Annotated in this window: 16 protein-coding genes and 1 tRNA gene; 3 read left to right on the top strand and 14 right to left on the bottom strand. The window is 55.5% G+C overall.

Features of this window, described 5'->3' with window-relative positions:
* Positions 1-255: 255 nt before the first annotated feature.
* From tsf to ACR0IY_RS02425, 5 genes are all read right to left on the bottom strand, one after another.
* The gene (gene tsf, locus ACR0IY_RS02445; protein WP_480670260.1) at positions 256-1,131 is read right to left on the bottom strand and encodes a translation elongation factor Ts; all 876 of its coding nucleotides are present in this window, start codon (positions 1,129-1,131) and stop codon (positions 256-258) included.
* Positions 1,132-1,207: 76 nt separating this feature from the next.
* Positions 1,208-2,011 carry a 30S ribosomal protein S2 gene (gene rpsB / locus ACR0IY_RS02440; RefSeq protein ID WP_480670259.1) on the bottom strand — a complete coding sequence of 268 codons (804 nt, stop codon included), beginning with the start codon at positions 2,009-2,011 and terminating at the stop codon, positions 1,208-1,210.
* A gap of 166 nt (positions 2,012-2,177) precedes the next feature.
* The gene (olsA, locus tag ACR0IY_RS02435) at positions 2,178-3,014 is read right to left on the bottom strand and encodes a lyso-ornithine lipid O-acyltransferase (protein WP_480670258.1); all 837 of its coding nucleotides are present in this window, start codon (positions 3,012-3,014) and stop codon (positions 2,178-2,180) included.
* A gap of 5 nt (positions 3,015-3,019) precedes the next feature.
* On the bottom strand, positions 3,020-3,775 hold the full coding sequence (gene olsB / locus ACR0IY_RS02430) for an L-ornithine N(alpha)-acyltransferase (RefSeq protein WP_480670257.1): 756 nt from the start codon (positions 3,773-3,775) through the stop codon (positions 3,020-3,022).
* Positions 3,776-3,873: 98 nt separating this feature from the next.
* The gene (locus tag ACR0IY_RS02425; RefSeq protein ID WP_010440107.1) at positions 3,874-4,056 is read right to left on the bottom strand and encodes a DUF3553 domain-containing protein; all 183 of its coding nucleotides are present in this window, start codon (positions 4,054-4,056) and stop codon (positions 3,874-3,876) included.
* A gap of 42 nt (positions 4,057-4,098) precedes the next feature.
* Here ACR0IY_RS02425 and ACR0IY_RS02420 point away from each other — a divergent pair, with 42 nt between their 5' ends.
* A complete protein-coding gene (locus ACR0IY_RS02420; RefSeq protein ID WP_480670256.1) occupies positions 4,099-4,695 on the top strand; it encodes a histidine phosphotransferase family protein in 597 nt (198 codons plus the stop codon).
* Here the strand turns inward: ACR0IY_RS02420 and ACR0IY_RS02415 are convergent.
* The 8 genes from ACR0IY_RS02415 to ACR0IY_RS02380 form a co-directional block, all read right to left on the bottom strand.
* On the bottom strand, positions 4,692-5,954 hold the full coding sequence (locus ACR0IY_RS02415; RefSeq protein ID WP_480670255.1) for a glutamate-5-semialdehyde dehydrogenase: 1,263 nt from the start codon (positions 5,952-5,954) through the stop codon (positions 4,692-4,694). The two genes, ACR0IY_RS02420 and ACR0IY_RS02415, sit on opposite strands and share 4 nt — an antisense overlap.
* A gap of 47 nt (positions 5,955-6,001) precedes the next feature.
* Complete coding sequence (proB, locus tag ACR0IY_RS02410; protein WP_480670254.1) at positions 6,002-7,108, bottom strand: glutamate 5-kinase; 1,107 nt, start codon at positions 7,106-7,108, stop codon at positions 6,002-6,004.
* Positions 7,096-8,130, bottom strand: a complete 1,035-nt coding sequence (gene obgE / locus ACR0IY_RS02405) for a GTPase ObgE (protein WP_480670253.1) — start codon at positions 8,128-8,130, stop codon at positions 7,096-7,098. The genes proB and obgE overlap by 13 nt, the downstream gene beginning before the upstream one ends.
* 37 nt (positions 8,131-8,167) lie before the next feature.
* Positions 8,168-8,704, bottom strand: a complete 537-nt coding sequence (locus tag ACR0IY_RS02400) for a GNAT family N-acetyltransferase (protein ID WP_480670252.1) — start codon at positions 8,702-8,704, stop codon at positions 8,168-8,170.
* A 248-nt stretch (positions 8,705-8,952) separates the two neighbouring features.
* Positions 8,953-9,222 carry a 50S ribosomal protein L27 gene (gene rpmA / locus ACR0IY_RS02395; RefSeq protein ID WP_039535512.1) on the bottom strand — a complete coding sequence of 90 codons (270 nt, stop codon included), beginning with the start codon at positions 9,220-9,222 and terminating at the stop codon, positions 8,953-8,955.
* An 11-nt stretch (positions 9,223-9,233) separates the two neighbouring features.
* Positions 9,234-9,848: a 50S ribosomal protein L21 gene (locus ACR0IY_RS02390; RefSeq protein ID WP_480670251.1), complete on the bottom strand. Its 615-nt coding sequence runs from the start codon at positions 9,846-9,848 to the stop codon at positions 9,234-9,236.
* Between the two features lie 208 nt (positions 9,849-10,056).
* Positions 10,057-10,857, bottom strand: coding sequence for a DUF2059 domain-containing protein (locus ACR0IY_RS02385; protein ID WP_480670250.1), 801 nt, complete (start codon positions 10,855-10,857; stop codon positions 10,057-10,059).
* Positions 10,857-11,699, bottom strand: a complete 843-nt coding sequence (locus ACR0IY_RS02380) for a DUF2059 domain-containing protein (RefSeq protein WP_480670249.1) — start codon at positions 11,697-11,699, stop codon at positions 10,857-10,859. The genes ACR0IY_RS02385 and ACR0IY_RS02380 overlap by 1 nt, the downstream gene beginning before the upstream one ends.
* A gap of 123 nt (positions 11,700-11,822) precedes the next feature.
* Here ACR0IY_RS02380 and ACR0IY_RS02375 point away from each other — a divergent pair.
* Positions 11,823-11,912: transfer RNA gene (locus ACR0IY_RS02375), tRNA-Ser, on the top strand.
* A gap of 362 nt (positions 11,913-12,274) precedes the next feature.
* Positions 12,275-12,706, top strand: a complete 432-nt coding sequence (locus tag ACR0IY_RS02370; RefSeq protein ID WP_480670248.1) for an RraA family protein — start codon at positions 12,275-12,277, stop codon at positions 12,704-12,706.
* A 190-nt stretch (positions 12,707-12,896) separates the two neighbouring features.
* Here the strand turns inward: ACR0IY_RS02370 and ACR0IY_RS02365 are convergent, their stop codons facing one another.
* Entirely contained in the window at positions 12,897-14,333 is a 1,437-nt protein-coding gene (locus tag ACR0IY_RS02365) for an arylsulfatase (protein ID WP_480670247.1), read from the bottom strand.
* Positions 14,334-14,517: the final 184 nt, after the last annotated feature.

The raw sequence follows: 14,517 nt of genomic DNA, 5'->3' as shown, positions 1-14,517 counted from the left end.
GGGAACGTTTTGGTTGGATCTTTGCAATATCATAGCTCTCCAACCGCACTGACTTGAGGGCGTTTATTTGTCCGCGTCTCTTTGTCGGAAATTTGGGGGGCCTCGACCATCCCCATCATGCGGGGCCCCTCATTCCTTCCTCAGGATGAGAAACAGGACGCTGACGCGTCCTTTTTTTGTTGGCAAAAAAACCGGCTACGCTTTCGCGTAACCGGTACGGGTAGAACACCCGGACCAAGCAGTCCGGGTCTATTTTTAGCCCTGAGCGGCTTTGGCAACTTCGGCTGCGAAGTCTTCTTTTTCGACAACGATGCCTTCGCCAACTTCCAGACGGATGAAACCGGTGATGGTTGCGCCTGCCTCTTTGGCCGCTGCTTCAACGGTCAGGTCAGGGTTCACAACGAACTGCTGGTTCAACAGGGTCGATTCCGCCACGAATTTCTTCATACGGCCCTCGATCATCTTTTCGATCACCTGCTCCGGCTTGCCGGATTCGCGGGCGATGTCCATCTGAACCTGTTTTTCTTTTTCGACAACAGATGCATCCATGTCCGCTTCGGACAAGGCCGCCGGGTTCACTGCCGCGATGTGCATTGCAACCTGTTTACCAATCGCTTCGTCGCCACCGGTCAGAGCAACCAGAACACCGATTTTGCCCATACCGTTTGTGGCTGCATTGTGGACGTAGGACACAACAGTGTCGCCCGACAGTTTGGCCATGCGGCGAACCGACATGTTCTCGCCGATGGTGGCGATCTTGTCTGTCAGGGTGTCGGCAACAGATTTGCCGCCCAGATCTGCAGCCAGCAGTGCCTCGATATTGTCGACGCCTTCAGCGGCGTAAGCGATTTTGCCAACCATTTCTTGGAAATCGGCGTTTTTCGCAACGAAGTCGGTTTCCGAGTTCACTTCGACAGCAACGCCGTTGCCGCCGTTGACGTGAACAGCAACCAGACCTTCTGCTGCGGTACGGCCCGATTTCTTGGCCGCTTTGGCCAGGCCTTTGGTGCGCAGCCAGTCAACGGCTTCGTCCATGTTGCCGCCGGTTTCGGTCAGCGCTTTTTTTGCGTCCATCATGCCTGCGCCGGTCGAGTCGCGCAGTTCTTTAACCATTGCTGCTGTGATTGCCATCTTTTGGCTCTCCTCAATTCAAACGGAATTGGGGCAGGTCTACCCTGCCCCATATGTCATTTACGTGACGGGCAGCTTACGCTTCGGCTTTGGCTTCCGGCGCGGCTTCTGCTTCGGCAGGCGCTTCTTCGGCAACGGCTTCTTCAACCGGTGCTTCTTCGAACGCGCCCAGGTCGACGCCTGCTGCGCCCATCTGAGCGGTCATACCGTCCAGAGCGGCACGGGCTGCCAGATCGCAGTACAGAGCGATCGCGCGCGATGCGTCGTCGTTGCCGGGGATGATGTAATCCACACCATCGGGCGAGCAGTTGGTGTCAACCACAGCCACAACCGGGATACCCAGTTTGTTGGCTTCGGCGATGGCCAGAGCTTCTTTCTTGACGTCGATGACGAACAGCAGGTCAGGAACACCGCCCATCTCGCGGATGCCGCCCAGAGACGCTTGCAGTTTGCCCTGGTCACGTTCCATGCCCAGACGCTCTTTCTTGGTCAGGCCTTCGGCACCCGATTCCATGGCTTCGTCGATTTGGTTCAGACGGTTGATCGACTGGGAAACGGTTTTCCAGTTGGTCAGAGTGCCGCCCAGCCAGCGGTGGTTCATGTAGTACTGAGCCGACTTTTCAGCAGCTTCAGCGATCGGGCCAGCGGCCTGACGCTTGGTGCCGACAAACAGAACGCGGCCACCTTTTGCGACGGTGTCACGAACAGCCTGCAGAGCTTGGTCCAGCATCGGAACGGTCTGGGTCAGGTCCATGATATGGATACCATTGCGCGAGCCGTAGATGAACGGGCCCATGCGGGGATTCCAACGCTGTGTCTGGTGACCAAAGTGAACGCCAGCTTCCAGCAGCTGACGCATGGTGAACTCGGGAAGAGCCATGCTATTTTCCTTTTCCGGTTTACGCCTGGGCGGGGGTGAAAGAAGCGATTGCTCCAACCGGCGGTCTTGATGAGGATGTCTCCCTCAAAAAGGCCAAACCCCGCCTGCGGGTTTGAATGGCGCGCGTATACGGCAGGTTTGTTTTCAGTGCAAGGGCCTTTTGCCCTTATTTTTCAAGACGCGCTAGCCCATGCGCATGCCGAACTGCGTCTTCACAATGCGCGGCCAGCGTCTTGCGGCTTTCAAAGTCACTGACTTTGGCTGGGGTGTGATAGATCAACTCAACAGATCCCTGCCTGCGCGCGCCCAAAATCTTGAGAAGGTGCGGAGCAAAATCCATCTCTCCCCACCAGCCATAGAACCGGTCGGGTTGTCCTTTGGGCGCATGGAATACGACCGTGACGGGCTGAACATACATAAAGTCACGCAGTTCATCCGCGAAGAACGCCGCAAAGAGCGTTGTTTTAAAAGGTAAAACCTGCAAACCGTCGGTAGAGGTGCCTTCGGGAAAAAACAGCAGCTTGTGGCCAGCTTTCAGGCGCGTTTCGAATATTTTGGTCTGTTCCTTTGCCCTCTTTCGGTCCCGCTCGATAAACACGGTGCCCGTCGCGCGTGCCAGCAAGCCGATACCGGGCCATTTCGCAACTTCGGCCTTGGACACGAAGTAGATCCGTTTGCGCGCATTAAGGGCGAAAATATCCAACCACGAGGTGTGATTGGCGACCACCGCCCCTTGCTCGTGCATCAACTCGCCAGAGGTCCGATACCCCATACCGATGATCCGAAACGCATTGCGGCACACAAATTGCGATATGTAGGGCGTGACGGGGCGTTTCACTCCGAAAATCGGCCGCTCGATCAGGCGGAGAGTCAGAAGAATGATCAGCCCGCCAAATACCAATACCGCCAACGGCAATCCGCGCAACAGGACAAGCGTCCACCCCAAGAGGCCGAGGTTGAGTGAGTCCGGAGCCTCTTCACTGTGCCAAAGTGGGTTGCTCACTGTGTTCACGCTCCGCTGTAGATGCGTTTCTGACGCTCGCTCATGCGGTCTGTGTCGAGGATCAGGCAGACATCGGTTGTATTGAAGGCACGATCAATGAAAGCCCCCTCGCCAACGAAACCGCCTAATCGCAGATAGGCTTTGATCAACGCTGGAACCCGCACCATGGCAGCACGTCGATCCAAATCGTCAGCTGCGACAAGGTCCATGGATTGAAAATAGTCTGGCTGAGCCCTAACCCGTAGATCCGGTGGCGCAAGATGGTTGTGGTGCAGCATCGACAAGGGCTGTGCAAGGTCTTGTACATCCGTTCCGTGAAAGCTGGCCACGCCAAACAGCACTTCGATCTCGCGTTCGGTGACATACGCGGCCAGCCCGTTCCATAGATGGTACATGGCCGTGCCGCCGCGGTAATCGGGGTGCAGACAGGATCGGCCAAGCTCCAACAGTTTGCGACCGCCTTGTTTGAGGACGGTCAGATCGTATTCATCCTCGGAATAAAACTGACCAAGATCTGCAGCACGTTCACCCGGCAACAGCCTGTAAACGCCCACAACTTCCCCCGTCTGGTCGTCGAATGCCAGCATGTGGTCATAATACGGGTCGAATTTGTCCTGCTCTAACCCCGCGTCATGATCGACCATCTCGCCGCCACCGCCCAATTCACGCACGAACACGTCATACCGCAAGCGTTGGGCCGCGCGCAGGTCGGCATCGGTCTTGGCGAGTTTGACGGTAAAGGAAGGGCCTGCGTCCGGCATCAGTGGTTCCGTTCTTGTTTGCGCGCTGATACCGCAGTTCAACATGGGATGGCAACAAGGGTAGATCAGATGGAACGTTAACCATTCCTAAACCAGTTTCACGGATCAAAGACTGGCATCAGGGCGATGCGTGTTCCGTCAATTACCACTTTCCCCTGCTCGCGAAAGTTAACGGTAATTTTGCCCCCAATGTTGGATTGCACCTGTCCAACGCCCCAGTCGGGGAAATCGGGGTGGCGGACATACATGCCCGGTGCAAGAATAGCATTGAGGTCTGTCATGCAAGGGCTCCGGTCCGGTGGCAGATGCAGCAGGAGGTACGCATGAGCGACACCACAGTCAACCTAGCCGAACTGATCGGTTCGCGGATTTGTCATGATCTGATCAGCCCGATTGGTGCAATTACCAACGGGCTTGAACTGCTCGAGATGGTTGGCGCGGTTGAAGGGCCCGAGATGGACCTGATCTCGGGTAGTGTTGGCAGCGCCGGTGCGCGAATTCGGTTCTTCCGTGTTGCGTTCGGTTCAGCCAGTGATCAACCGCTTGGTCGGGCAGAGGTGTCGGAATTGCTGAAAGACGTCGAGCGCGCTGGCCGTGTACGCGTCAGCTGGCCTTTGACCGAGGCTGTACCTCGCAATCAAGTTAAACTGGCTTTTCTGAGCTTGATGTGCTGCGAAAGTGCCATGCCATTTGGCGGCGAGGTCTCGATTGAACATGTTGGCGGCAAGTGGACCGTCACCGGTGTGGCCGACAAACTGAATCTGGATGACGTTCTTTGGAAAAACCTGCCCGTGGGGCGCTATCCAGGGAAAGTCACGCCCGCACAGGTACAGTTTGCTCTTTTGCCCAAGACCGCAGCGGCCATGGGACGGCGGGTTTCGGCGGAAACCACCTCAACCCGCGTTGAGATCCGGTTTTAGGACCGGGTCGTTCCGTTCCCTCGGACAAGATATTTGAAGCTGGTCAATTGCGCTGCGCCTACCGGGCCACGTGCATGCATCTTGCCTGTGGCGATGCCGATCTCGGCACCCATCCCGAACTCGCCACCATCAGCGAACTGGGTCGAGGCGTTATGCATCAGGATTGCGCTGTCGAGCCGTTCAAAAAACCGGGCCACTGCTTCCGCATCTTCGGTCATGATGCAGTCGGTGTGGTTTGAACCGTATGCGCGGATATGCGCGATGGCAGCGTCAATATCTGCAACCGGTTTGGCCGCAATTATGCTGTCGAGAAATTCCTTGCCCCAATCTTCGGGAGTGGCGGCAATAGTCCCTTCTGCGGCAAGTGATCCTTCGGCGTGAACTTCAACACCAGCTGCAAGCAAAGCTGCGATGACGTCCCGACCCAGAGTATCAACCACATCCTGATGGATCAAAAGGCATTCAGCCGCCCCGCAGATGCCGGTACGCCGGGTCTTGGCATTCAGCACCACATCCAGGGTTTTCTGCGGATCAGCCGCCTTGTCGATGTAGATGTGCACGATGCCTTCGAGATGGGCAAAAACCGGAACGCGCGCCTCGCGCTGTACCAGCCCGACCAACCCCTTACCACCGCGGGGAACGATAACGTCGACATAGTCTGTCAGGGTCAGCAACTCTTGAACTGCGGCGCGATCGCGTGTCGGAATCAATTGGATTGAATCCTCGGGCAAATTGGCGGCCTTCAGACCTTCGACCAAACAGGCGTGAATGGCCCCCGATGAGTGAAAACTCTCGGACCCGCCTCGCAAAATCACCGCATTGCCCGACTTCAAGCACAAAGCGCCCGCATCTGCTGTCACATTTGGACGGCTTTCGTAAATCACACCGATCACACCCAGCGGCGTACGTACACGCTGGATGTTCAGCCCCGAAGGCATGTCCCATTCGGTCATCACTTCACCAACTGGGTCAGCCTGGTCCGCTACCGTACGCAGACCATCGACCATGCCTCGTATGCGGGACTCATCCAACATCAGGCGATCCATCATTGCAGGGCTCAAACCTTTTTCACGGCCGAACTCCAGGTCTTTTTTGTTAGCCTCGATAATGTTGGCACGGTTGGCCCAAACCGCATCAGCCGCTGCGATCAGAGCCGCGTGCTTGCGTTCGGCGTTGGCAAAGGCCAGTTCCGCCGAGGCTGCTTTGGCGCGTTTTCCAAGATCGGCCATCAGTGTGGGAATGCTGTCGAAATCCTTCATCTCATGTGCCTTTCGATCGGTCTTACTCGTGTTCTAGCATCGCGCGCTTACAGCGCCAAATCGTCCCGGTGGATCAATGCTGCCCGCCCCGGATACCCAAGTATGGCCTCGATCTCCGAGGATTTACGCCCTTTGATCGCGTCGGCCTCTTGCGCGGTATAACGGCTGAGGCCCAGAGCCAGCCGGTGGTCTGTCCGGTCAAGGATGGCGACAGGATCGCCGCGCCCGAAAGTTCCGCTTACCTCGACAATACCGGCGGGTAACAGGCTTTTGCCATTGCCGAGTGCTAGCGCGGCGCCTTCGTCGATGACGATCTCACCGCGCGGCTTCATTGCCGAGATCCAACGTTTCCGCGCAGCGTGCGGGTCCAGCGTGGCTGTGAACCAGGTGCAATTTGCGCCGTTTTCAAGTTTTTTCAGCGGGTTCCGAGGTGACCCTTCAGTGATTGCCATGTCGCAACCCGCCGACGTTGCCATCTTTGCGGCCAGTAGCTTTGTCTTCATACCGCCTTTGGATAAACCAGACCCAGCATCACCGGCCATCGCTTCGATCTCAGGGGTAATATCGTGGATCACATCATACCGCTTGGCCGCGGCATCGTCGTTCGGGTTGCCGGTGTAGAACCCGTCGACATCTGACAACAGTATCAACTGATCCGCACCCACTGTGACCGCGATCTGTGCTGCCAGGCGATCATTGTCCCCGTAACGGATTTCGTCGGTCGCGACTGTGTCGTTTTCATTAACAATCGGAACCACGCCCAGTGTCAGCAGCGTCTCGAGGGTGGCGCGAGAATTGAGGTACCGCCTACGGTTGGCGCTATCTTCCAGTGTCACCAGAACCTGCGCCGTGGTGATTTCGTGGGGTGTCAAAGCCTCTTCGTAGGCGCGGGCCAGACGAATTTGGCCGACTGCGGCAGCGGCCTGCGATTTTTCAAGGGCCAGGGCCTGCGTCGGCAAGCCCAGCACGCCCCGTCCCAATGCAATGGAGCCGGAAGAGACCAGAATGACATCCGTCCCCTGCCTTTTAAGCCAAGCCACGTCCTGCGCCACCGAGTGCAACCAATCTGAGCGTAATAACCCGGTGTTCCGATCCACCAGCAAGGCGGACCCGATTTTAACCACCAGACGCTTTGCTGCGGTCAGGGTTGCCAAGGTTGAGTCTCCTCGACTTTCTTTTCCCGCAGCCGGTTTTCGTCGATCTGGGCGCGCAGTGCACGCAGCACTTCGGTTACACCCAGATGCGCTACGCCGGACATGCTCATGACGGGGCCGCCTACGGCCTCTTCCAGTTCAGCCTTGGCCAGATCACGCTCTTCATCGTCCAACGCGTCCACCTTGTTCAAGACAGTGATCCGCGGCTTATCGGCCAACTCGCCACCATAGGCTTCGAGTTCATGGATGATCGTACGATAATCCTCGGCAACGCTTTCCGAGGTTCCATCGACCAGATGCAACAAAACGGCGCAGCGTTCCACATGCCCAAGGAACCGGTCCCCAATCCCGCGACCTTCGTGCGCGCCTTCGATCAGACCGGGAATGTCGGCTACGACAAATTCAACATTGTCGACACCAACGACGCCCAGGTTGGGGTGCAGAGTGGTAAACGGATAATCAGCGATCTTCGGGCGCGCGTTTGAGGTTGCCGCCAAAAAGGTGGATTTTCCAGCGTTGGGCATCCCCAACAAACCCACATCAGCAATCAGCTTCAACCGCAGCCAAATGGTCCGGTCAATGCCTGCCTGACCGGGATTTGCACGGCGTGGTGCCTGGTTGGTTGCTGATTTAAAGTGCAGGTTGCCGAAACCGCCATTCCCACCTTTTGCCAGCAAAACCCGTTGACCAACTTCCGTCAGATCGCAGATGACGGTTTCTTCATCCTCGTCGAGGATTTCGGTCCCAACGGGGACGCGCAGCACGATGTCGTCACCATCTTTGCCTGTGCGTTGCTGGCCGCGGCCGGGTTGACCGTTTTTGGCAAAAAAGTGCTGCTGGTATCGAAAGTCGATCAGGGTGTTTAACCCTTCTACGACCTCAGCCCAGACAGACCCGCCTTTACCACCGTCACCACCATCGGGACCGCCGTATTCAATGTACTTTTCGCGCCGAAAGCTGACGCACCCTCCACCGCCGGCCCCAGACCGGATGTAGACCTTTGCAAGATCGAGAAATTTCATGACTGTCCCCTACTGCAAAGGCCCCATCGGCCACAAGTCAGAGTTTTTTGCTGTATGTCCAGGTGGGCACATTCGCATCGCGCGCCACCGAATAGCTTTCGGCATCACCAAGGTATTGAAACCCGCAATGGGTTAACACCCGAGCCGAAGCCGGATTGTCCTGAAACACGCTGGCGAACATGTTGCCGTTTTCCAGCGGGTTGGCAGATACAAGCGTTTCTACCGCCAACGAGGCAATACCCGTGTTCCAGTACACAGGCGCGACCCAATACCCAACCTCGGATTGATTGCGATCCAGCCGCGTCAGTGAGATCAGACCTATCAGTTCTGGACCACCGTCTTTGGTGGCATCCATGACCCACACGTCTTCATCACGGTCATCTGCCATGGACCGCGTCACAAGCGCTTCGACCGAGCCGGGCGGCAAGGGATGCGGGATTGACGTAGTCATTCGCGCCACGCGCTCATCGCCCGCGTAATGTTCAATGAGACCCATATCCGACCGACGCAGCGGGCGCAGATCGAACCGCTCGGTTTCTATGACCGGCTGGTTTATTATTGTCTCAAGTTTCATTGGTGCGTCCCTCCTCCGAACAACACGTAAAATACGGAAACAACTGCGAAACCAATTAAAGTCCACAGTAGATATTTGCGCCCCACGCGATCTTCAACCGCGTGGGAGAACCTGCCCTGAATAAGGGTCGGAAAAATGCTTGTGGCGTTTGTCATTACGACCATCGATCAAAATTGTGTCAAAACGAGAAAGGGGACCGGCATTTTCTGCCGGTCCCCCATGAATTTTCAAACCTTATGGGTTTCGGCTTACTCTGCGGCCTCCGCCACTGGCAGGACCGAAATGAAGGTGCGATTCTTGAGTCCCTTGTGGAACTTCACGGCGCCATCAGTGGTTGCAAAGATAGTGTGATCTTTGCCCATGCCTACGCCTTCACCCGGCCAGAACTTGGTGCCGCGCTGACGTACGATGATGTTGCCTGCGATGGCTGCCTGGCCACCATACAGTTTCACGCCAAGGCGACGACCCGCAGAGTCGCGACCGTTACGGGAGGAACCGCCAGCTTTTTTATGTGCCATTCTCTCTCTCCTTAGCCTTGAGCCAGCTCTTTGGCTTGCTCAACCCATTCGGGCTTCACTTTGATGGTGTCGATAGCAGCAATCTGCTCATCCGACAAGGCGGCCAGAGCGGCAAAGCTCTCGATACCGGCTTCTGCCAGCTTTTTGGCAGCGGCGGGGCCGACACCGTTCAGCTTGGTCAGATCGTCAGCGGCAGCAGCAGCAGGTGCCTCTGCCTTGGCTTCAGCTTTCTTGGCAGGCTTTTTTGCCGCCGGAGCAGCTTCGCCAGCCGGAGCCGAACCGGTTGCAGCTTTGATGCCGGACTTGTCAGCGCCCGACGACAGGATGTCGGTGATTTTGACCAGAGTCAGTTTCTGACGGTGGCCAACGGTACGCTTCGAGCTGTGCTTACGACGGCGCTTGACGAACTTGATGACCTTGTCACCTTTGATCTGTTCGATCACTTCGGCCTGAACGCCTGCGCCTTCAACGAAAGGTGCGCCAACAACCGGTGCGTCACCGCCCAGCATCAGAACATCGTTGAATTGAACTTTTTCACCTGCGTCGGCAGCCAGCTTTTCAACGCGGAGCATATCGCCCGCCTGAACCTTGTACTGCTTGCCGCCAGTCTTGAGGACCGCAAACATGCGTCTTTCCTTTTCAAACCCGCGTTCTGTGGTCCCCTTTCGGGCGTTTTGGCCAAAGCCACCTCGAACAGCGCGCCCGATTTCGGGCTGTGTGACGACCCCGGGACATGCCCTATAGGTCAATAATAACGAGACCCGGCGCGGAAGATCCGGCCGGGATGCGCGCTTATCCAAGGATTACAGGGGAAAGTCAACATCAAATACGCCCCTAAAGATCAGACCCTTTTAAGACCTGAGCCACCGCCTGCCCCATTTGAAAATAGATTGTGTCAAACATTCGATTGAAGCTTTCGAAGAGGGCGTCATTGACCGCCCTGCCCGTTTCCGTTCGTGAAAATGCGATGTTCTCGCGCATCTCAGCGTCACTCAAGGGTTGGTAGGCAAGCAGAAAGAACGAATACAGCCATGTTCGCGTCTCGTTTGTCACGCTGTCTTTTTGGGCCAAAAGCTGGGCCAACAGATCTGTGTCGTCTATTTCGCCCCCAACATTCATCCCGCGAAAGAAACTGAAATCCGCGCTGATAGAGTTTCGGACGTTTTCCTCAACTAGATCATTTACACTGATAAATTCATCGACCAGACGATAAAACCCGGCGTTTCGATCACTTGAGTTATAAGCTTCCTGCGCCATTTCCTCGATGGCATCATCGCCAAAGGCGACACGGGCGGAAATTTCAAGTGAGACAATATTCTGACCAAGATCGCTTTCGAAAAACAGAATGGCACGGTCCAACTGGCTGTCGGTAAGGTTTTGTGAAAACACTTCTTCAACATGATTGCGCATCACTTCTGCGTCGTAAATCCGGTCGACTTGCGCCAGAAAAACAGGGCCGCCATTGTCATTCAGGAAGGTTTTCTGAAGCTCCTGCCCCATTGTGCTTCCTTCATCGCGCAGGATGTCGATGACCTCATCCAGTTGCAGCGCCTGCAAAAGCCGTTCGACTTTCTCTTCTGCCTGTAAGGGCATGGTCCAAAGGAACAGCGTTGCGAAAGCCGTGATTAGACGCATCAGATGTCCTGCGCCGGGTGCAAATCCGCCATGCGAGCGGCCAGTACCTCGAATTTCATCGCCATGATTTCGTATTGAATAGCGTTCAGCAGTTCATAGACTTCCTGCATCAGGGGCTGTTCCAGCGCATCAGCATAGGCAATAACTTCTTCATCGGAAAAACCCTGGTATGTATAAGCCGCCCCTGCCAGCGCGGACAGTTGTAGAGCCTGCCGCATGCCGGTTTCGTTTTGCCGCATCATCTCGCGCAACTCATCCGCGTTTAATTGAAGATCAATGACGCCCGAGGCGCTGGCCGCCAACAAGAACCGCAATTGAATCTCCTGCAGTGCCCGAAGTGCCGTCCCACTGGAGTCAATCGCAGCGTTCATTCGCTTGAGTTCCTCAACACGATGGGAGCCTGCCTTGATCAACTCAGCGACAATTTCCTGGCCTTGCAGCTGCTTTGCCTCGTCATCGTCAGTCATATGAGAAGCATTTTCCGCCTCGACCAACCGCTGCCCCAGATCCGAGGCGTAAAACTCGACAGCGTGATTCAACGCTTCGTCGCTGAGTGTCTGCTCCAGAATGGATACCGCAATTTCATGCATGTCCTTGGTGTCAAAGACTTCTTCCGTCAATCGCGTCCAATCCGAACCGAACCCTTCAGGGTCAATTCCCAACATCTGCGGAGCCGAGGCCGACGAAAGCGCGATACTCTCCAAGGCAACGTCAAAACCGGTTGTGGTCAGAAATGCCTCTATCCGGTCGCGCCCGGCGGCAGCGGATGGCGATGGCAGAATGGACACTGACAAAAGCAACAAGCATAAGGTCAGAGCAGTGCGGCGAATAAGATAAGTCATACATGAAACCCTAGGTGTTTTCGGGCGTCTGGCAATGGAAAATACCCTTGTTGTCTAATTCGGGAATTTTCTGCTTGCACCCCCGCGCGTTCCTCACTACATCCCCCCCTCACAGACCCCCGCGGAGAGGTGCCGGAGTGGTCGAACGGGGCGGTCTCGAAAACCGTTGTGGGTGCAAGCCCACCCAGGGTTCGAATCCCTGTCTCTCCGCCACTATTTCGCGAGCAGCTAACTCCCTAACGAATGCGTTCCGGCGCCGCGCTTGTCGGTATGTACTATTCGTTGAACAATAGAAGGGTTTTCCTTCTGTTAGATCAAAATTGATTTTCTTCCCGATAGAATTCCAGGGCTCAACAAACTCCCTCTCAATGGCTGTTATCGGCCCGCACTGGACTCTCGATTGGATGTTGCAATGCTGCGCTTGCCGACTGCATTGCGGACATTAGGGCAAGGCTTCGACTTATGAGTGCTTCTATGGTGGGACAGCGGTCATTCCGAATTTTTGTTCACGCAGTGCTTCCGGCGCAGAAACCCTTTGCTGGCGTAAGAAACCCATTGCCGTCAATCCGAGCTTGTTGCCAGACCAGCTATTCGAAACCGGGTTGGGATGGATGGCTTTGGCTTCGCCCACCATCGCATTGCACCATTTAGTAGTGACTAATGGTGTCATCGTCGTTCCCCGTGAACATGCTGAAGAGGTCGCCAAAATCGCCCGCGAAATCGACACGCTCGAGGCGCGCGCTTTCCCAGTCTTTGCCTGCGGCATTTCAATGGTTGGCACCGCCAAAGCCTGCGCACTATCCTGGGTCAAACCGATAAACATGATCGGGGTGGATGTGGCCCCGGGCGATCTGGTTGAGGCTGACACCGACGGCGTTCTGGTTCTGCCTGCCATAAATGTGGAAGCCACCGTCGCTGCCGGTATTGCCCGCGAGGCAAAAGAAGCTGATTCCATGAAAAGGCTCACCAACGGTGCGACCACCCTTGAGTTGATGGGGCTAGGTTGATCCCGGAACAGGGCCACCCGAGAAGCTTAACAACTCTAAAAAATGGCGAAAATACCTTTGGGATCGGAACCTGACCTGAGACGCAACCGGTGAGGCAAAATGCTAAGTCGCGGTCCGTCAAAGGAGGCATTCGATGCATGAGAATGATCTAGTGTCGCGCGAACTCACACATCGCAGACGAAACAGCTGCTCAGTTATTGGGTGGTTCGTAGGGATCAGGCGTTCCTGGTGGGATTGCAGGGTATTCTTCGAACGTTACAATGTGCTCTTGCAATTGAGGCAGCGCCTTTTCGGCCGCCCATGTGTGCGGGAATAGTACGCTTTCACGCTCGTGTGGATCATTCAGAAGGTTGTAGACCCTTGGTGTATCGAAGGACTCTGTTGCTCCGAAAGCCGTCGTATTCTCTTTGAAGAGAACTTTCCAATTTTTCCATTTCACACCGAATATTTGCTCTCCCATGTAAACGATCACGCCTTCTCGGTTTGAGTTTGGCTGGGCACCAAGAAAGAACTTGGACTGGTCGACGCCATCAAACGCCCTGTCGTCAGGCACCTTGCCTCCTGCAAAAGCCGCAAGTGTCGGGTAGAGGTCCATTGAGTGGACAACATCGTTGCTTTCTGAACCAGCAGGGATCTTTCCTGGCCACTTGATCGCAAAAGGCACGCGCATGCTGCCCTCGAGGCTGGTGAACAGAGTACCGCGCCAAGGCCCGGCGGTGCCATGCACCGCGGGCACGGGCGAGACATTGGCGTTTCCAACTGGAAGAGCTTCGGGACCGTTGTCGGCAGTAAAGATCACCACTGTGTCGTCCGAAACACCTGCAGCCTCAAGCGCATCGACTATGCGCCCGATGTACGTATCTGTCTGAAGTAGAATGTCGGCCCAGACTCCATTACCAGTGGCGCCATCAAACTCATCGGATGCGATGTTTGGATAGTGGGTCTGTGTATAGGCAAGGTAGACAAAAAACGGCACCTCTTCGGCGCTTTTTGCTTCGATAAAGTCGATAGCTTTTTTTGTTAGGTCGCCATCTATCTCGCCGCGATAGTCCAGATCGTAGTCACGCGCGATGGTTGCTTGCTCGCCTGCAATACCTTGCATCACCACAGGCTCATCCATATTGGCTTCAGCAAATCCAGGAAGCGTACGCCAGACTGTAACGTCAGTGGTCTCAACGCCGTAAAATTCGTCGAATCCTTGATTCGTTGGATAGCGCCCTTCGGTCCACCCAAGGTGCCACTTGCCGTACATGGCTGTGTTGTATCCAACATCCTTTAGCATCTCGGCCATGGTGATTTCCCATTGGGTCAGACCGTAAACGCCGCCTCCCAGTGGAACTGTGTGGTTACCGCTTCGGATACCGTACCGTCCTGTCATAGTCGCAGCGCGGGACGGTGTGCACTGGCTTTCCACGTTGAAATTTGTGAGTCGCAATCCCTCCGCAGCGAGGGCATCCATCTCGGGAGTCGCTGTACCTCGGATTATGCCGCCTCCATTAAACCCAGGTTCGCCCCAACCAAAATTATCTAGAAATATGAATACGATGTTGGGTTTTTCTTGAGCTGAAGCGCCCGTGGCAAATAGAAGAGATAAAGACAGTAGGAATGTGCGCGACAACCACTTCATAACAACGCCTCCAAACAAGATCACGGGCTCAAGACTGAAGAACCAAGTAACCAGTCGTCAAGAACATCCATTCGTTGCGGAACTTTAGCACAGCGTCTGAACGTCAAAGTTACGGGCGAAGCTGCCGTCCGAGATCTTTTGTGCAGAACTAAGAAAAACCGTTGTTTTCCTTGACGAACAACCA

Source organism: Ruegeria sp. BC1 (assembly GCF_056539305.1).
Note: the sequence above shows the minus strand (reverse complement) of the source record. Positions and strands in the feature narration are given on the sequence as shown.